Source organism: Starkeya nomas (genome assembly GCF_902703545.1).
GTDB lineage: Bacteria > Pseudomonadota > Alphaproteobacteria > Rhizobiales > Xanthobacteraceae > Ancylobacter > Ancylobacter moscoviensis.
Genome location: NZ_CACSAS010000001.1, coordinates 2,275,968 through 2,293,335, shown reverse-complemented (window position 1 = coordinate 2,293,335; position 17,368 = coordinate 2,275,968). Strand labels below are relative to the sequence as shown.

The following is a 17,368-nucleotide window of genomic DNA, read 5'->3' as shown; positions in this document are numbered from 1 at the left end:
AAAGGCTTTTGACGGAAAGCACAGGGGACGGGCGCGGCAAGGCCCGTCCGCTCACACGTATTCATATACCGTGCGGCCGGCAACCAGCGTACGCACCACGCGGCCCTCGAAGCGCGCCTCGTCGAAGGGCGTGTTGCGGCAGCGCGACTTGAGGGAAGTGGGATCGAGGATCCACGCCTCGTCGAGAGAGATGAGCGCGATGTCGGCGAGTCGTCCGGGGCGCAGCGTCCCCGCCGGCAGGCCGAGAAGCTCGGCCGGGCGCGTCGACATGGCGCGGATCAGCGTCATGAGATCGAGGCGGCCATCCGTCACCAGCCGCAGACCGGCGGCCAGCATGGTCTCCAGCCCGACCGCGCCGAAGGCGGCCTCCGAGAAGGGCAGGCGCTTGACTTCGACGTCCTGCGGATTGTGGTCGGAGACGATGACGTCGATCAGCCCCTCGGCCACCGCCTCGACCAGCGCCACGCGGTCGTCCTCGCTGCGCAGCGGCGGGGTGAGCTTGAAGAAGGTGCGGTAGCCGACGACGTCGCGCTCGTTGAGCGTGAGGTGGTTGATGGAGGCCGACGCCGTGACGTTGATCCCGGCTTCCTTGGCGCGACGGAGCACGTCGAGCGACTCGGCGCAGGTCAGCGAGGCGGCGTGGTAGCGCCCGCCGGTGATCGCCGCGAGGCGCACGTCGCGCTCGAAGACGATAGTCTCCGCCGCCTTCGGCATGCCGGCGAGGCCGAGCCGCGAGGCGAGTTCGCCCTCGTTCATCACGCCTTCGCCGGCGAGGCTGGCGTCTTCGGTGTGATGGACGATCAGGGCGCCGAAGTCGCGCCCGTAGGTGAGGGCGCGGCGCAGGACCTGGGCGGAGGGAACCGAGCGCGTGCCGTCGGTGAAGGCGACGGCGCCGGCCGCGCCGAGCAGGCCGATCTCGGTCATCTCGCGGCCTTCCAGCCCCTTGGTCAGGGCGGCCATGGGATGGACATGGACGATGGCGGTGTCGCGCGCCCGACGCATGATGAAGTCGACGATGGCGGGATCGTCGATCACCGGGTCGGTGTCGGGCTGGCAGATGATGGTGGTCACGCCGCCCGCCGCCGCCGCCTGGCTGGCGGAGGCGAGCGTCTCGCGGTGCTCGGCGCCGGGCTCGCCCACGAAGGCGCGCATGTCGACGAGGCCGGGCACGGCGACGAGGCCGCGGCAGTCCACGATCTCGGTGTCCGCCGGCAAGCCGGCGGCGGTGAGGTCGGGCGCGATGTCCTTGATCACGCCGTCGGCGACGAGGATGTCGCCCTTGGTGTCGAGGTCGCGCGAGGGGTCGAGGATGCGCGCCTTGGCGAGCAGGATGGGACGGGGATCAGGCATTGGACGAATTCCCCGGCAGGGTGCGCGACAGGGCATCCAGAACGGCCATGCGGACGGCGACGCCCATCTCGACCTGCTCGCGGATGAGGGACTGGGCACCGTCGGCGACGGCCGAGTCGATCTCGACGCCGCGATTCATCGGGCCGGGATGCATGACCAGCGCGTCGGGCCGGGCGTAGCGAAGCTTCGCCTCGTCGAGTCCCCAGAAATGGAAATACTCTTTCACCGAAGGCACATAGGAGCCGTTCATGCGCTCGCGCTGGAGGCGCAGCATCATCACGATGTCGACGTCTTCCAGACCCCGGCGCATGTCTCCGTGAACCTCGACGCCGAAGCGCTCGATGTCCTTGGGCAGCAGGGTCGGCGGGGCGATGACGCGCACCTGCGCGCCGAGGGCCTGCAACAGCAGGATGTTGGAGCGGGCGACGCGCGAATGGGTGATGTCGCCGCAGATGGCGACAGTCAGGCCCTGGATGCGGCCCTTGTTGCGGCGGATGGTCAGGGCGTCGAGCAGCGCCTGCGTCGGGTGCTCGTGCGCGCCGTCGCCGGCGTTGACGACCGAGCAGTCCACCTTGCGGGCGAGCAGCTCGGCGGCGCCGGAGGCGCTGTGGCGCACGATCAGCACGTCCGGGTGCATGGCGTTCAGCGTCGCGGCGGTGTCGATGAGCGTCTCGCCCTTCTTCACCGAGGAGGTGCTGACCGACATGTTCATCACGTCGGCGCCGAGGCGCTTGCCGGCGATCTCGAAGGACGACTGCGTGCGCGTCGAGGCTTCGAAGAACAGGTTGATCTGGGTACGGCCGCGCAGTGTCGTCCGCTTCTTCTCCACCTGCCGGTTGAGAACGACGAATTCTTCCGCGAGGTCGAGAAGGCCGACGATCTCGTCGGGCGACAGACCCTCGATGCCAAGCAGGTGCCGGCGCTGGAGGGTGAAGCTGGCAGTCGGGTTCGATGTCATATCGAAGTCGGCTGGATAGACGCAGCCGGCGCGCGCCGCAAGCATATAAGAGCGCTGTCCAGACTTTCGCGGCCCGACGCGCTCAAAGATGGGCGACGGCGGCGATGACCAGCGGCATGGTCACGGCGGCGAGGAGGGTCTGTACGGTGAGGATTTCCGCCAGCAGCGGCGCGTCGCCGCCCATCTGCCGCGCCAGCACGTAGCCGTTGGGCGCGGAAGGCACGGACGCGCCGACCGCGACGATGAGCAGGTCCACCTCGCGCAGGCCGAGGGCAAGGCCGATGCCGACGGCGAGCGCCGGCAGGATGGCGAGCTTGATCAGGCTGGTGAACCACGTGGCAGCGCGTGGCCGGCGCAGATCCTCGAGGCGCAGGCCCGCCCCGACGACGAGCAGCCCCAGCGCCAGCGAGGCGCGGCCGAGAATATCGCCGAAGGTGACGAGGACCGGCGGGATCGGCAGGTCGGTGGCGTTGATCGCCGCGCCGGCGGCGCAGGACCAGATGAAGGGATTGCGCACGAGCTGGAGCAGCAGCAGGCGGTTGCCGCCGCCGCCGTTCTCGCCGTGCCGCGCCAGCACGATGACGCTGAGCGCGTTGAGCACCGGGATCATCACCGCCAGCCCGACCGCCGCCACGGCGAGGCCGCGCGGGCCGGCGAGCGAGCCGGAGACGGCGAGCGCGATGTAGGTGTTCCAGCGCAGCGCGCCCTGGAAGACGGAGGTGTAGCCCGGCCCCGGCAGCGAAAAGGCGCGGCAGACCGGCTTGCGCGCGAGGCTGAGCAGGGCCCCGACGATGGCGATGGAGCCGAGCAGCGCGACCGAGACCTCGACCACGGCGACGTTGCCAAGCTCGGCGCGCGAGATGCTGACCACCAGCAGCGCCGGGAACAGCACGAAATAGGTGAGCCGCTCCAGCGCGATCCAGTGCGAGGCTTCCGGCAGCAGGCCGCGCTTCAGCACGGCGCCGAGGGCGATCACGAGGAAGACCGGCACCAGCGCGCCGAGCACCGCCGCCATGGTCAGCCGCGCTCCATCAACCGCGCTCCATCAGCCGTGCTCGGCGATGAAGCGCAGGCGGTCCAGCGCGCCCTGCAGGATGAAGGCGGCGGCCTGCTGGTCCACCACTTCGGCGCGCCGGGCGCGGCTCATGTCGGTGGCGATCATGTCGCGCTCGACGGCGGCCGTGGACAGGCGCTCGTCCCACAGGATGATCGGCAGCTCGGTCAGCTTCGCCAGATTGCGGGCGAAGGCGCGCGAAGCCTGCGCGCGCGGGCCCTCGCTGCCGTCCATGTTCACGGGAAGGCCGAGCACGAAGCCGACCGCTCCCCGTGCCGCCGCGAGGGCGAGCAGGCGCTGGGCGTCGGGCGTGAACTGCTTGCGGGCGACGGTTTCCACGCCCGCCGCGATGCGGCGGTCGGGGTCGGAACTGGCGACGCCGATGGTCTTGGTGCCGAGATCGAGGCCGATCAGCCCGCCGCGCGGCGGCAGGAGAGGGGCGGCGTCGGTGACGGTGAGGATCGCGGCAACCATGGTGCCCTGCGCGTAGCACGGCGGCCGGCCGGAAGCCATGGCCGCGTGGCGGGACAGGCGCGCCGGACGGGCTTGAGTCCCCGGGGTCGCGCATTATGTTGCCGCGGCAACCCGGCAGGCACGCGGGACAGATGGAGAGCGGCGATGAAGATCACCTGGTTTGGCCATGCGGCGTTTCGGCTGGAATTCGCCGGCAAGGTTGTTCTCATTGACCCGTTCCTGACCGGCAACCCGGCCTTCACCGGCTCGGCCGCGCAGGCGACCGAGGGCGTCACCCACGTGCTGCTCACCCACGGCCATGGCGATCACGTCGGCGACACGGTGGATATCGCGGGCAGGAGCGGGGCGACGGTGGTCGCCAACGCCGACCTCGCGAGCTGGCTCGGCACGCAGGGCGTCGGCAAGCTGGAGATGATGAACGCCGGCGGCACCATCCATCTCGACGGTTTCACCGTGAGCATGGTGCGGGCCGACCATTCCTCGGGCATGGTCCGCGACGGCGCGACCATCTATCTCGGCAATGCCAACGGGCTGATCGTCAAGGCGCCGGGCGAGCCGACCGTCTGGCACATGGGCGACACCGACATCTTCTCGGACATGGCGCTGATCGCCGAGATCCACAAGCCGGACGTGGTCATCGTGCCGATCGGCGACCGCTTCACCATGGGGCCGGAGACGGCGGCGGTGGCCGTGTCGCGCTATCTCGGCGGGCTGACGATCATTCCCGCCCATTACGGCTCGTTCGGCCTGCTGGAGCCGAAGGCCGACCGTTTCGTCTCGCTGGTGGGCGAGGAGGCGACGGTGATCGTTCCCGAGAAGGGCGTGGCGACGGAACTGCGCCGCCCGTGAGCGGCGCGCTTCAGCGCGGCCCGGCGGAGGTGGCGGCGACCGCCTCGCGGATGGCGAAGGCCTGACGCACCAGCGCGATGGCGACGAAGGTGTCGATCGCCTCGTCCAATGCCGGCTCCGCGACGAATCCCGCGCTGCCGGTGCCCGGCGCCTCGACCCGGCGCACCAGCCCGGCCTCGGCGGCCTTCCGCAGGATGTCGCCGACATGAGAGCGCGAGACCCGGTAGGTCTGCGCCAGATGCAGGATGGTCAGCGTCTCGCCGGCGCGGGTCGCCTCGTAGAGGGCGAACGCGATCATGAGGCCGCCGTCGCGGTCGGCGAAGACGTCGACGCGGGGGATGTCGTGTGCGATGCGCCAGCCCGCCCGGAATGGGCGGAGCAGGGCGGATACGTAAGCGGCGCCGAAGCCGGGGTCGTCCAGCCGCGACAGTCCGATCCCGCCCTCCGGCAGGGCGGGGTGCATCGCTTCGAACAGGACGCGCCAGCGCTCCCTGTGGATGTCGAGCAGGCGCGGCGTGGCGACGAGACGCCGGCGCCGGCCGTCCTTGTCCGGCGCAGGCGCGACCAGTCCGAGCAGCCGCGCGGCGGCCAGCACCGCGCCGACCCGGCCGGGACTGCACAGACCGAGCGCGACCGCTTCCGCCTTGAGCCGGCCCGCCGTCAGGCCGGGCGCCTCGGCCGGCTCGAAATGCATGTCGAGCATCAGCAGGGCGAGGGCGATGCGGGCGCGGTCGTTCAGCAGCCGCGTGAGCAGGACGTTGCCCTGATAGCTGCGCCCGAGGTTCACGGCGGCGCGGCGGGCGATCTCCGGGAAATCCGGGCGAGCCCGCAGGCGCGCCCGCGCCTCCAGCTCGCCGGGCGTCAGCGGGCTCTCAGGCGCGGCGGTGAGGTCCGGGTTCCATGCCGGAGCGGTCTTCGCAAACATGTCTCTCCCGCCATTGCGACCAATAATCGACATTGCCGCCCCCTGCGCGGCGAGCATCATGCGCGCCGTTTTCCCAAGCGGAAGCCTGATCGAGGGAACGGCATGACGACTTCTCGTCCTCGCATGTGCGCACGCACCGGTCTACTCGCCGCCGTCGTCGCCGGCAGCGCCCTGCTTTCGGCCTTCGGCGGCGACGCCCGCGCGGCCGTCGTCTACTGCACGGCTCCGGGCATTCCGGCCGGATGCATCGTGCGTCCGACGCCCTATGCGCCGGCTGCGCGCGCCGTCGTCTACTGCACGCGGCCGGGCTATCCGGTCGGCTGCGTGGCGGGTGGCGCCGTCGCAGCACCGGCGGCGCGCGCCGTCGTCCGGCCGGGGCCGGGCGTCAATGCCGGCGGGCCGGTGAACCGTCCCGGATTGCGCTGACCGCTTTCACCACGCTGGAGGATATCATGATCCGTCTTCGCACCGCTTCGGTTGCCGCCATCGCTCTGGCGGCGCTTCTCGGCAGCGCGCCGGCCTTCGCCGACAAGGCGGCAGGCGATGCCTGCGCCGCCGCGCTCTCGCCGGACGGCAAGGCCATCTATGCCGCCGTGATGGGCGCGGGCCCCGGCGGCGACCTGCGCAGCGTCGTCACCGACACCACCAAGTCCCTCGTCATGTCCGGCAAGATCGACCGCGGCAACGCCCGCACGAACGCCCAGGCGGCGGGTGCCTGCCTCCAGCAGGCGCGTTCCTGAAAGACGCCTCGACCGATATCCGAAACCGTCGATACCGGGCGCCGCGCGTTGCGGGGCCCGGTGCCCGCCTGCTATAGGGCGCGCATCGGTTTCAGTTGATTGGGATTTCGGATGTCGGTCGATCAGGCGACGGTCCGGCGGGTCGCGCATCTCTCGCGCATCGCCGTGACGGAGGACGAGGTGGCCCATCTCCAGGGCGAGCTCAACGCCATCCTCGCCTTTGTGGAGCAGCTCGGCGAAGTGGACACCACCGGCGTCGAGCCGATGACCAGCGTCATTCCGATGCAGCTTCCCCTGCGCACCGACGTCGTGAACGACGGCGGCGATGCGCGGCGCGTGCTCGCCAACGCCCCGGTGGCCGAGGACGGCTTCTTCGCCGTTCCCAAGGTGGTGGAGTGAGCGCCATGACCGAACTCACCCGCCTCACCGTCACCGCCGCCCGCGAAGGGCTGGCGCAGGGCCATTTCACCGCCACCGAGCTGACGCAGGCCTATCTCGACGCCATCGCGCCGGCCGGCGACCTCAACGCCTATGTGCTGGCCACGCCCGACAAGGCGCTGGAGATGGCCAAGGCCAGCGACGAGCGCATCGCCAAGGGCGAGGCGGGGCCGCTGGAGGGTATCCCGCTCGGCATCAAGGACATGTTCGCGACCAACGGCGTGCGCACCACGGCGTGCTCGAACATTATCAAGAACTTCGTGCCGCCCTATGAGTCGACCGTCACCTCGCGGCTCTGGCGGGACGGCGCGGTGCTGCTCGGCAAGCTCAACCAGGACGAGTTCGCCATGGGCTCGTCCAACGAATCGAGCGCCTTCGGCCCGGCGGTGAACCCGTGGCGGCGCAACGGCTCGGCTCAGCCACTGGTGCCGGGCGGGTCCTCGGGCGGCTCTGCGGCGGCGGTGGCGGCGCATATCTGCGCGGCGGCGGCCGGCACCGACACCGGCGGCTCGATCCGCCAGCCGGCGGCCTTCACCGGCACGGTCGGCATCAAGCCGACCTACGGGCGCTGCTCGCGCTGGGGCATCATCGCCTATGCCTCCTCGCTCGATCAGGCCGGTCCCATCGCCCGTTCGGTGAACGACGCGGCGCTGCTGCTGCGCTCGATGGCCGGGCACGACCCGAAGGATTCCACCAGCGCCAACCTTCCCGTGCCGGATTACGAGGCGGCGGTCGGCGCCTCGGTGAAGGGCAAGCGGATCGGCATCCCCAGGGAATACCGTGTCGACGGCATGTCGGCGGAGATCGCGCGCCTCTGGGACAAGGGCGCGGACATGCTGCGCGATGCCGGCGCCGAGGTGGTCGAGATCAGCCTGCCGCACACCAAATACGCGCTGCCGGCCTACTACATCGTCGCGCTGGCCGAGGCCTCGTCGAACCTCGCGCGCTATGACGGCGTGCGCTATGGCGAGCGCGTGCCCGGCCGCGACATCGTCGAGATGTACGAGAAGACCCGCGCCGCCGGCTTTGGCGACGAGGTGCGCCGGCGCATCATGATCGGCACCTATGTGCTCTCCGCCGGCTATTACGACGCCTACTACCTCAAGGCGCAGAAGGTCCGCACGCTGATCAAGCGCGATTTCGAGATCGCCTTCGCGGAGGGCATCGACGCGGTGCTGGCGCCGGCGACGCCCTCGGCCGCCTTCGGCATCGGCGAGAAGTCCAGCGGCGATCCGGTCGAGATGTACCTGCAGGACGTGTTCACGGTGACGCTGAACATGGCCGGCCTGCCGGGCATCGCGGTGCCGGCGGGGCTCTCCTCCGAGGGCCTGCCGCTCGGGCTCCAGCTCATCGGCCGCCCCTTCGGCGAGGAGGGGCTGTTCTCCCTCGCCCAGGTGATCGAGGAGGCCGCCGGCCGCTTCGAGATCGCCGAACGCTGGTGGGAGTAGGCGATGCGCCAGCTGCCCGAGAATGAGCGCTCCCTCGCGCCCTTCCGGGCCGAGATCGATGCCATCGATGCGCAGATGGTCGAACTGCTGGCGCGCCGCTTCGAGGTCGTGAAGCACGTCGTCGCGGTGAAGAGGACGGAAGGTCTCGCGGCCTTCCTGCCGGAGCGCGTCGATGACGTGATCGAGAAGGTGAGCGTGCGCGCGGAAACCCATGGCGTGCCGCCGGAGCTGGCCGAGAAGCTCTGGCGCGTGCTGATCGAATGGGTGATCGATTACGAGAACGAGCGGCTCGGATAGGCGGGCCGTCAGTCCTCGGCGGAACCGCACGCGCCGGTGAGGCGGCTGGCGGCGTCGATGCGCTCGCTGAGCGCGGCGAGATCGCGGGCGATCTCCTGCTCGACCCAGTCCTGGAACTGGCCGGCGTTGCGGCAGAAGCCGGGCAGGGGCTGTGTGTCCGGCACGTCGTCGAGCCAGGAGCGGCATTCCTCTCCGGCGCGGCAGCCGAGGCAGCGCTGGGCGGCGGCGCGCAGGGCCTCGCCGGAGGCGGTCTGTAGATCGTCGGGGTCGAGCCCGGCATGTTCAATCATGCGACGGAAGAGCTGGAGCCGCTCGTCGATGGTGTCCACCCGCATCGCTTGCCTCCCTCGATTGAGGCAGCAAGGTGGCGGACAGGTCAGCAGGGCACCTTGATCTCGATCAAGCCGCCCCGACCCAGCGGCTGAACACCGGCAGGTCGATATTGCCGCCCGACAGCACCACGCCGACGCGCCGCCCGGCCGCGCGATCCTTCTCGCGCATCAGCGCCGCGAGCGCGGCGGCGCCGGCGCCTTCCGCGAGGTTGTGGGTGTCGGTCCAGTAGACGCGGATCGCTTCCGCCACCTCGTGGTCGGGAACGGAGACGATGCGCGACACGCCTTCGCGGATGATTTCCAGAGCGGCGGGGTCGGGCACACGCACGGCGAGGCCGTCGGCCATGGTGTCCGCGCTTTCCAGCGTCACCGGACGGCCGGCCTCCAGCGAGCGCGCATAGGCGGGCGCGTGGGCGCTCTGCACGCCGACGATCTCGGTCGCCAGCCCCAGCAGGTCGCGGGTGCGGATGGCGCCGCATATGCCCGATCCGAGGCCGATGGGCACGTAGAGGACATCGAGCGGCGGCGCGGTGCGAAACAGCTCCAGCGCCCAGGTCGCGACGCCGACCACCAGATCGGGGTGGAAGGACGGCGCGAAGAGCAAACCCTCCTCGGCGGCGAGCCGCATGGCGTGCTGGCGGGCGGCGTCGAAATCGGCGCCGTGCTCGACCAGCCGCGCGCCGAGCGCGCGCATGGCCGCGTTCTTCTCGACGCTGTTGCCCTCCGGCACGACGATGGTGACGGGGATGCCGACGCGGCGGCCGGCAAAGGCGAGGGACTGGCCGTGATTGCCCCGCGTGGCGGAGACGATGCCGGCGCCCGCCACGCCCTCGCGGGCGAGCCGCGCCAGATGGATGAGCCCGCCGCGCACCTTGAAGGAGCCGGTCGGCGTCTGGTTCTCGTGCTTCACCCAGACTTCCGCGCCGACCCGCTCGGACAGCAGCGGCCAGGCATACTGGTGGGTGCCGGGAAACACGGCATGGACCTGCCGGAGGGCGTCTTCCAGCTTGTCGAGCGTGAACATGCGGGTGAACTCGGCCGGTGGAGAGGAGGGCCGAGCAATAGGCGATTGCGGCCGGGCGGTAAACCGGCGCGTCCGATGGGCGCGAGCCGGTTGCGGCATCGGGGGCCAGGGAGTAGGGAAACGGTCGACGAAATCCGTTGTGACGAGATACGCCGCCCATGAACATGCATGCCCGCCCCGCCGACCCGAAGAAGCTCATCAAGGGCGCCACCGGCGACTGGGAAGTGGTGATCGGCATGGAGATCCATGCCCAGGTCACCTCGAACTCCAAGCTGTTCTCCGGCGCCTCGACCGAGTTCGGCGGCGAGCCCAACAGCCATGTCTCGCTTGTCGACGCGGCGATGCCGGGCATGCTGCCGGTTATCAACGAGGAATGCGTGAAGCAGGCGGTGCGCACCGGGCTGGGCCTGAAGGCGCAGATCAACAACCGCTCGGTGTTCGACCGCAAGAACTACTTCTACCCGGACCTGCCGCAGGGCTACCAGATCAGCCAGTACAAGAGCCCCATCGTGGGCGAGGGCGTGGTGCTGGTCGATACCGCCGACGGGCAGATCGAGGTCGGCATCGAGCGCTTGCATCTGGAGCAGGACGCGGGCAAGTCGATCCACGACCTGCACCCGACCCAGTCGCTGGTCGACCTCAACCGCTCGGGCGTGGCGCTGATGGAGATCGTCTCCCGGCCGGACCTGCGCTCGTCGGAGGAGGCGAAGGCCTATGTGACCAAGCTGCGCACCATCCTGCGCTATCTCGGCACCTGCGACGGCGACATGGAGAAGGGCAACCTGCGCGCCGACGTGAACGTCTCCGTGCGCAAGCCGGGCGACGATTTCGGCACGCGCTGCGAGATCAAGAACGTCAACTCCATCCGCTTCATCGGCCAGGCCATCGAGACCGAGGCGCGCCGGCAGATCGGCATCATCGAGGACGGCGGCACCATCGACCAGGAAACGCGGCTGTTCGACCCGAACAAGGGCGAGACGCGCTCCATGCGCTCGAAGGAAGAGGCGCATGACTACCGCTACTTCCCCGACCCGGACCTCTTGCCGCTCGAATTCGACGACGCCTTCGTCACCGAGCTCGCGGCGCATCTGCCGGAGCTGCCGGACGAGAAGAAGGCGCGCTTCGTCTCCACCTATGGCCTGTCCGCCTACGACGCCGACGTGCTGGTCGCCGAGAAGGACACCGCCGACTATTACGAGGCCTGCGCCACCGGGCGCGACGCCAAGGCGGCGGCGAACTTCGTCATCAACGAGCTGTTCGGCCGGCTGAACAAGGAAGGCAAGGACATCGCCTCCTCGCCGGTCTCCGCCCAGCAGATCGGCGCCATCGTCGACCTGATCGCCGACGGCACCATCTCCGGCAAGATCGCCAAGGACCTGTTCGAGATCGTCTTCACCGAAGGCGGCGACCCGCGCGAGATCGTGGAAGCGCGCGGCATGAAGCAGGTGACCGACACCGGCGCCATCGAGGCGGCTGTCGACGCCATCATCGCCGCCAACCCCGACAAGGTGGAGCAGGTGAAGGCCAAGCCGACCATGCTCGGCTGGTTCGTCGGCCAGGTGATGAAGCAGACCGGCGGCAAGGCCAATCCGCAGGCGGTGAACGACCTGCTGAAGGGCAAGCTCGGGATATGAGCGTTGCTCGGCGCACCAGTGCCGATAAGAGTGTCGTCATGCCCGGGCTTGACCCGGGTATCCACGTCTTTATGCCCGGGTAGGAAATCGTGGATGGCCGGGTCAAGCCCGGCCATGACGGTCGATCGGATGGGAAGATAGATGGCCGCCGAGTTCGACGCCGTGCTTTCCGTCGCCCCTGTGCTGATCGAGCCGGCGACCCGCGCGGACCTGCCGGCCATCGTTGAAATTCTCGCGCTCGAAACCATGTTCGGCGTGCGCGACAGCGTCGATCCGGCCGATTTCGCCGACTATGAGCAGGCCTTCGCGGCGATCGCCGACGACCCACGCACGACGCTCTACGTGGCGAGGGTGGGCGGCCGGGTGCTCGGCACCTTCCAGCTTCTGCTGATGCGGGCGTTGACGCGGCATGGCGCGGTGCTCGCCATCGCCGAGGCGGTGCAGGTGCATCCGGAGGCGCGCGGGCAGGGCGTCGGCGGCGCCATGATGGCCTTCGCCGCCGAGGAGGCGAAGCGGCGCGGGGCCGCCTCGCTCCAGCTGGTCTCCAACAAGAAGCGCCTCGACGCGCACCGCTTCTACGAGCGCGCTGGCTTCGAGAAGCGGCTCGACGGCTTCAAGATGGAACTCTAGCCGTCCGCGACGGGGATGCCGCCTCTCACGGCAGGCAGCGCGCCATGAAGACGTGCCAGGCCTTGGCGCCGGAGAGGCTGTTCTTGGCCTTGTAGTCCTGCCATTCGGAATTGCAGCGGTTCAGGGCCTCGCGGTCGTTCTCGTCGGAATCCTTGCTCTTGCGCCCGGCGGCCTCGGAGGTCTGGCGCGAAGAGACGGACGGAACGGAGGTGCGCGGCTTGGCGGCGCCGTCCTTGCCCTCGTTCTTCGGCGCGGCATCTTCCTTGATCGCGGCGGGCGAGCCGGCGAGGCACTGCTGCGCGAAGTCGCGATAGGTCTGGTTGCCGGTCTGGTTCTTCGCCTTCATCTCGTTCCAGCGGTCGGCGCACTGCTTGATCGTCGGCTGCGCGGCGGTGGCGTTGGGTCCGGTCGGGGTCGTGCGCTTCGGCGCCGAATCGGCGGCCGGGGTCGCGGTCCTCGCTCCCGAATCCGATTTCCCGGAATCAGCCTTCCCGGAGTCCGTCTTGCCGGAATCGGTTTTGGCCGCTTTGCCGCCGACGTCCACCAGACACTTCTGGGAGAAATCGCGATAGGTCTGGTCGCCGGTCTGGTTCTTCGCCTTTATCTCGTTCCAGCGGTCCGCGCAGACCTTGGCGGGCGAGGGAGCGCTCTGCGCCAGTGCCCCTGCCGTCATGGCGACGAGCATGGCGGGAATGAGAAGGCGGAGCGGGGCAGTCCGTTTCACGATGCGTATCTCATCTCTGGTTCGGGCACGGCTCGCGGCCGATGGTCGAATCTATCCGGTTCGGCCGGACGATGCGAGCGGGGCGAGACGCTGGCAGGGGGCGGTCGCTTGCCAGCGTCCAAGGGCGGCTCTAGTTCTGGTGGGGAACCGCCCGCGACGGGCGATGCGAAGGCACTCATTCCATGGCCCAGCTCCAGACCCGCCCGATCCAGCTCTATTACTGGCCCACGCCGAATGGCTGGAAGATCGCCATCATGCTGGAGGAGTGCGGTCTCCCCTATGAAGTGATTCCGGTGAATATCGGCCGGGGCGACCAGTTCAAGCCGGACTTCCTCGCCATCTCGCCCAACAACAAGATGCCCGCCATCGTCGATCCCGAGGGGCCGGACGGAAAGCCGATCTCGATCTTCGAATCGGGGGCCATCCTCCAGTATCTCGGCCGCAAGACCGGCCTGTTCTACCCCGCCGATGAGCGCGGGCGGATCGAGGTCGACCAGTGGCTGTTCTGGCAGATGTCCGGTCTCGGGCCGATGGCCGGGCAGGCGCATCATTTCCGCATCTACGCGCCGGAGAAGATCCCCTACGCCATCGAGCGCTACACCAACGAGGTGCACCGGCTCTATGGCGTGATGAACCGGCGTCTTGCCGACCGGCCGTTCCTGGCGGGGGATTACTCCATCGCCGACATCGCCTGCGTCGGCTGGGCGAAGCTGTGGGAGCGGCAGGGGCAGGACATTGCCGAGTTCCCTCATTTCGCCGCCTGGCTGGAACGGGTGCTGGCGCGGCCGGCGGTCAAGCGCGGCCTCGCGCTGAACGCCGAGGACCGCACGAAGATCGACATTGCCACCGATCAGCAGGCGCAGAGCGTGCTGTTCGGCCAGCGCGCGCGCCCCTGAACGGGGCATGCTTCGCGCGGCGATCGGTGGACCGTCTGCGCATTCGGCCTTGACCGGGGGGCGGCGGAAACCTAGACAGGTCGCCGGCTTGAAACCGCAGCCGCCGCAGGGTGGCACGGGGCCGGCTGGAGACGTGGCCGAGAGGCTGAAGGCACTCGTTTGCTAAATGAGCAGACCCCCAAAAGGGTCTCGAGGGTTCGAATCCCTCCGTCTCCGCCACTTCAGTCCCTGAGTGGGCACTGAGTTTACGCCATTTTTTCCGGTCAGCGCCTGAAGCAGCCGGGTCTTCGATCCCATGATCCGAACCTCGCCGTCCGCGACCTCGACGCGCTGGGCGAGCGCGCGCAGGTGGTCGCGGCGATAGCCGCCGCCTTCAAGTCGGATGCGCTGGCGGGCGGTCTTGGCGAAGGTGTGGACCATCTGCGGGGTGATCGCCTTGGCGCCGGAGTTATCGAGCATGGCCTGGGCGCGCTCGGCGTCGGCCTTCGCCTGATCCCTGATGGCTTTGAGCCCGTCGATCCGGTCCTTGAGGGCGGGATCGTCGATGTCGGCGACGCCTGCCTCGATGGCGTCGTAGAGGCGCTTGAGACGCAGTTCCGATTCGGACGCACGCTTGTTCAGTTCGGCGATGTGCTCGCGGCGGCGCTCGGATTGCTCCTGCCGCCGGTCGAGGACACTGGCGAGGATGGTTTCCAGCCGCTCGGGCTGGAGAAGCTGGCTTTCGAGGTGGTCGGCGACAAGATCGTCCAGCTTCTCCATCGGCACGGCCATGCCTTCGCAGGCGGTCGGTCCCTGCCGCGCCTTCATCGAACAGGCGTAATAGCGGTAGCGCCCGCCCTTGCCGGTACGGATAGTCATGGCTCCGCCGCACTTGGCGCAATGGATCAGGCCGGTCAGCATGGTCGGGCCGCTGATGACGGCGGATGGCACGACCTTGGGGTTGCGGGCCTTCAATAGCGCCTGAACCGTGTCGAACGTCTCGCGGTCGATGATCGGCGGGACCGGAACGGTGACGATCTCGCTGACCGGCTTTAGTTCCTTGGTCTTGCTGCGCTTGTTGAACTCATGTTCGCCCATATAGGTGCGGCGCGTCAGGATGCGGTGAACCTGGCCGATGCCCCAGCGTCCGCCGTCGCGGGTGAAGATGCGGCGGCTGTTGAGATAGGAAACGATGTTCTTGACGCCCATCTGGCCGGTCGTGCCGTCGCCCTCCAAGGCAAGGCGATAGATCAGCCGCACGGTGTCGGCGTGAAGTGGGTCGATTTCCAGCTTTTTCTTGGTCTTGGCCCCGCGCTGCTCGGCCGCAACGACGCGGTAGCCGATAGGGGGAAGCGAGCCGTTCCAGAAGCCTTGCCGGGCGTTTTCCTTCAAGGCGCGCATGACGTGCTTGGCATTTTCCTTGGACTGATACTCATCGAACAGCGCCATGATCTGCCGCATCATGACGTGCATGGGGTCGTCCCCCATTTCCTGCGTGATCGAGACCAGCTTGACGCCGTTCTTGGCCAGCTTGCGGACGTAGAACTCAAGCTCGAAGTGGTCGCGGAAGAACCGGCTGAACGAATGGACCACGACGACATCGAACGGCGCGGGCTTCGACGTGCCCGCCTCGATCATGCGCTGGAACTCGGGCCTGCGGTCGTTGGTCGCCGAAGCGCCCGGCTCCACGTAGGTCTCGACAAGCTGATAGCCGCGCGAGGCGCAATAGGCTTCGCCCTGCCGCTTCTGGTCAGGGATGGAGACATCATGCTCAGCCTGCCGCTGCTGTTCATCAAGCGCGGCATGGCGGCCGGCTATGCCGGCGTCGAGAACGAGCTCTTCTTCCGCGACAACACCATGATGCTCTTCGCCGACGCCAAAAAAATGGTCGAGGATATCGTCAAGAATCTTTGACGGCCGGCCGTCGCGGCGGCCTCATCCTTGTGCAAGCGAAAGGCCGGGCTCACGCCCGGCCTTTTTCATGTGCGGCCATGTCGCCGCCAATGCTGCGCTGCCGCGACTCTTTTCGTTGACGGCTTGTGTATGGCATACCAGACTTAGACCAAAGAATAAGATGACGTGACGGCCAAGGCCCGCAACCAGAGGGATGTGCCATGCTTGTCGCTGATCTCATGAAGCTCAAAAGCGCCCGCGTGCCGACGATACGCATGTCGGAAAATATCGAGATGGCCACCACGCTGCTCAATCGCGAGCACATCGGCGCCGTGGTGGTGAAGGATGCCTGCGGTTCGGAAGGGGATACCGTGGTCGGCATCTTCTCCGAGCGCGACGTGGTGCGCGCCCTCGCCGAGCGCGGCGCGGCGGCGCTGCGCCTCACCGTCGGCGATCTGATGTCGCGCAACATGATCTCCTGCGCCATGGACGACACGATCGACCATGTGCGCGCGCTGATGGACCAGCATCATGTGCGCCATCTGCCGGTGCTCGAGGAACACCAGCTCGTCGGCGTGCTGAGTATCCGCGACGTGCTTGCCCATGACGTCCGCCAGGCGAACGAGTTCACCGGCCGGGCAACGCCGGCAACGGTCCACCCGCTGCCGGCCTGATCCCGCGGGGAGAAACCCGGCGCCTCACAGCGCCGGGGAGGTCTCCTGCCGCATGGGCGCCGATTCCATCTGGTGCACGCGGTCGATCACCGCCTTCTGCACCTTCTCGAAGGCGCGGACCTCGATCTGCCGCACGCGCTCGCGCGACACGCCGAACTCGGCGGCGAGGTCCTCCAGCGTCATCGGGTCGTCCGACAGGCGCCGCGCCTCGAAGATCCGGCGCTCGCGCTCGTTGAGGACGGAGAGGGCGCCGGACAGCGCGCTGCGCCGGTTGTCCATCTCCTCGACCTCGGCGAGCGTGGTTTCCTGGCTGTCACGGTCGTCGGCGAGCCAGTCCTGCCACTCGCCGCCGCCCTCGACATCGCCGCGCAGGGGCGCGTTGAGCGAGGCGTCGCCGCCGAGACGGCGGTTCATGTCGATGACTTCCTGCTCGGTGACGCCGAGCTTGGTGGCGATCTGCTGCACCTGGTCGGGGAGCAGGTCGCCGTCCTCGAGCGCCGAGATCTGGCTCTTGGCCTTGCGCAGGTTGAAGAACAGCTTCTTCTGCGCCGCCGTGGTGCCCATCTTCACCAGGCTCCACGAGCGCAGGATGTACTCCTGGATCGAGGCCTTGATCCACCACATGGCATAGGTGGCGAGGCGGAAGCCCTTGTCCGGCTCGAAGCGCTTCACCGCCTGCATGAGGCCGACATTGCCTTCCGAGATCACCTCGGAGATCGGCAGGCCGTAGCCGCGATAGCCCATGGCGATCTTGGCCACGAGACGCAGATGGCTGGTGACGAGCTTGTGCGCGGCTTCCGGGTCCTCGTGCTCGCGCCAGCGCTTGGCGAGCATATATTCTTCCTGCGGCTCCAGCATCGGGAACCGGCGGATTTCCGCGAGATAGCGGCTCAGGCCGCCCTCCGCGGAAGGTAGGCTCATAGCGGAACGGGCCATGAATGCACCCTCCTGTCTTTCTCGGTCCCCATGATTGGGCGACCGGTTTACGGCCGCTTTCAGCCGGCCGTAATTCTATAATAACAGGAACATCGTCTTTTTGCGAAAGCGCA

General features: G+C 68.5%; 19 protein-coding genes, 1 tRNA gene and 2 pseudogenes. 12 read left to right on the top strand and 10 right to left on the bottom strand.

Annotation, left to right across the window (positions count from 1 at the left end):
- Positions 1–51 precede the first annotated feature (51 nt).
- From STARVERO_RS11185 to ruvX, 4 genes are all read right to left on the bottom strand, one after another.
- Positions 52–1,350 carry a dihydroorotase gene (locus tag STARVERO_RS11185; protein WP_144343680.1) on the bottom strand — a complete coding sequence of 433 codons (1,299 nt, stop codon included), beginning with the start codon at positions 1,348–1,350 and terminating at the stop codon, positions 52–54.
- Positions 1,343–2,308, bottom strand: a complete 966-nt coding sequence (locus STARVERO_RS11180) for an aspartate carbamoyltransferase catalytic subunit (RefSeq protein ID WP_144343679.1) — start codon at positions 2,306–2,308, stop codon at positions 1,343–1,345. The genes STARVERO_RS11185 and STARVERO_RS11180 overlap by 8 nt, the downstream gene beginning before the upstream one ends.
- An 82-nt stretch (positions 2,309–2,390) precedes the next feature.
- Positions 2,391–3,323, bottom strand: a complete 933-nt coding sequence (locus STARVERO_RS11175; protein ID WP_159598897.1) for an AEC family transporter — start codon at positions 3,321–3,323, stop codon at positions 2,391–2,393.
- Positions 3,324–3,353: 30 nt separating this feature from the next.
- Complete coding sequence (gene ruvX / locus STARVERO_RS11170; RefSeq protein WP_159598896.1) at positions 3,354–3,836, bottom strand: Holliday junction resolvase RuvX; 483 nt, start codon at positions 3,834–3,836, stop codon at positions 3,354–3,356.
- A 144-nt stretch (positions 3,837–3,980) separates the two neighbouring features.
- Between ruvX and STARVERO_RS11165 the strand changes: the two genes are divergently transcribed.
- Positions 3,981–4,685, top strand: a complete 705-nt coding sequence (locus tag STARVERO_RS11165; protein ID WP_144343676.1) for a metal-dependent hydrolase — start codon at positions 3,981–3,983, stop codon at positions 4,683–4,685.
- Between the two features lie 10 nt (positions 4,686–4,695).
- Here the strand turns inward: STARVERO_RS11165 and STARVERO_RS11160 are convergent, their stop codons facing one another.
- Positions 4,696–5,610 carry a hypothetical protein gene (locus STARVERO_RS11160; protein WP_244616736.1) on the bottom strand — a complete coding sequence of 305 codons (915 nt, stop codon included), beginning with the start codon at positions 5,608–5,610 and terminating at the stop codon, positions 4,696–4,698.
- Positions 5,611–5,733: 123 nt separating this feature from the next.
- On the opposite strand from STARVERO_RS11160, the gene STARVERO_RS11155 reads away from it, so the two are divergent.
- The 5 genes from STARVERO_RS11155 (at position 5,734) to STARVERO_RS11135 (ending at position 8,533) form a co-directional block, all read left to right on the top strand.
- Positions 5,734–6,036 (top strand): hypothetical protein, encoded by a 303-nt coding sequence (locus STARVERO_RS11155; RefSeq protein WP_159598895.1) that lies wholly within the window; start codon positions 5,734–5,736, stop codon positions 6,034–6,036.
- 26 nt (positions 6,037–6,062) lie between these two features.
- Positions 6,063–6,350 (top strand): hypothetical protein, encoded by a 288-nt coding sequence (locus STARVERO_RS11150; protein ID WP_159598894.1) that lies wholly within the window; start codon positions 6,063–6,065, stop codon positions 6,348–6,350.
- 111 nt (positions 6,351–6,461) lie between these two features.
- A complete protein-coding gene (gatC, locus tag STARVERO_RS11145) occupies positions 6,462–6,749 on the top strand; it encodes an Asp-tRNA(Asn)/Glu-tRNA(Gln) amidotransferase subunit GatC (protein ID WP_144343672.1) in 288 nt (95 codons plus the stop codon).
- 5 nt (positions 6,750–6,754) lie between these two features.
- On the top strand, positions 6,755–8,236 hold the full coding sequence (gatA, locus tag STARVERO_RS11140) for an Asp-tRNA(Asn)/Glu-tRNA(Gln) amidotransferase subunit GatA (RefSeq protein ID WP_159598893.1): 1,482 nt from the start codon (positions 6,755–6,757) through the stop codon (positions 8,234–8,236).
- A 3-nt stretch (positions 8,237–8,239) separates the two neighbouring features.
- The gene (locus STARVERO_RS11135; RefSeq protein ID WP_144343670.1) at positions 8,240–8,533 is read left to right on the top strand and encodes a chorismate mutase; all 294 of its coding nucleotides are present in this window, start codon (positions 8,240–8,242) and stop codon (positions 8,531–8,533) included.
- An 8-nt stretch (positions 8,534–8,541) separates the two neighbouring features.
- Here the strand turns inward: STARVERO_RS11135 and STARVERO_RS11130 are convergent, their stop codons facing one another.
- On the bottom strand, positions 8,542–8,868 hold the full coding sequence (locus STARVERO_RS11130) for a DUF6455 family protein (RefSeq protein WP_144343669.1): 327 nt from the start codon (positions 8,866–8,868) through the stop codon (positions 8,542–8,544).
- 64 nt (positions 8,869–8,932) lie between these two features.
- A complete protein-coding gene (locus STARVERO_RS11125; RefSeq protein ID WP_159598892.1) occupies positions 8,933–9,889 on the bottom strand; it encodes a threonine dehydratase in 957 nt (318 codons plus the stop codon).
- A 158-nt stretch (positions 9,890–10,047) separates the two neighbouring features.
- Here STARVERO_RS11125 and gatB point away from each other — a divergent pair, with 158 nt between their 5' ends.
- Entirely contained in the window at positions 10,048–11,523 is a 1,476-nt protein-coding gene (gene gatB / locus STARVERO_RS11120; RefSeq protein ID WP_422802139.1) for an Asp-tRNA(Asn)/Glu-tRNA(Gln) amidotransferase subunit GatB, read from the top strand.
- A 141-nt stretch (positions 11,524–11,664) separates the two neighbouring features.
- On the top strand, positions 11,665–12,153 hold the full coding sequence (locus STARVERO_RS11115; RefSeq protein ID WP_159598891.1) for a GNAT family N-acetyltransferase: 489 nt from the start codon (positions 11,665–11,667) through the stop codon (positions 12,151–12,153).
- Between the two features lie 25 nt (positions 12,154–12,178).
- Here the strand turns inward: STARVERO_RS11115 and STARVERO_RS11110 are convergent, their stop codons facing one another.
- Positions 12,179–12,877 (bottom strand): hypothetical protein, encoded by a 699-nt coding sequence (locus tag STARVERO_RS11110; RefSeq protein WP_159598890.1) that lies wholly within the window; start codon positions 12,875–12,877, stop codon positions 12,179–12,181.
- 182 nt (positions 12,878–13,059) lie between these two features.
- Here STARVERO_RS11110 and STARVERO_RS11105 point away from each other — a divergent pair, with 182 nt between their 5' ends.
- Positions 13,060–13,773 (top strand): glutathione S-transferase N-terminal domain-containing protein, encoded by a 714-nt coding sequence (locus STARVERO_RS11105; RefSeq protein WP_144343665.1) that lies wholly within the window; start codon positions 13,060–13,062, stop codon positions 13,771–13,773.
- Positions 13,774–13,900: 127 nt separating this feature from the next.
- Positions 13,901–13,992, top strand: a tRNA-Ser gene (locus STARVERO_RS11100).
- A gap of 564 nt (positions 13,993–14,556) precedes the next feature.
- On the opposite strand, the pseudogene STARVERO_RS23530 reads toward STARVERO_RS11100, so the two are convergent.
- Positions 14,557–15,510, bottom strand: a pseudogene (locus STARVERO_RS23530) (recombinase family protein); the annotation flags it as partial.
- 24 nt (positions 15,511–15,534) lie between these two features.
- Between STARVERO_RS23530 and STARVERO_RS11090 the strand changes: the two are divergent.
- Positions 15,535–15,666 (top strand): annotated as a pseudogene (locus tag STARVERO_RS11090) (NAD(P)(+) transhydrogenase (Re/Si-specific) subunit beta); the annotation flags it as partial.
- Positions 15,667–15,866: 200 nt separating this feature from the next.
- A complete protein-coding gene (locus STARVERO_RS11085; protein WP_144342088.1) occupies positions 15,867–16,319 on the top strand; it encodes a CBS domain-containing protein in 453 nt (150 codons plus the stop codon).
- 24 nt (positions 16,320–16,343) lie between these two features.
- Here the strand turns inward: STARVERO_RS11085 and rpoH are convergent, their stop codons facing one another.
- Positions 16,344–17,255, bottom strand: a complete 912-nt coding sequence (gene rpoH, locus STARVERO_RS11080; protein WP_159598889.1) for an RNA polymerase sigma factor RpoH — start codon at positions 17,253–17,255, stop codon at positions 16,344–16,346.
- Positions 17,256–17,368 lie beyond the last annotated feature (113 nt).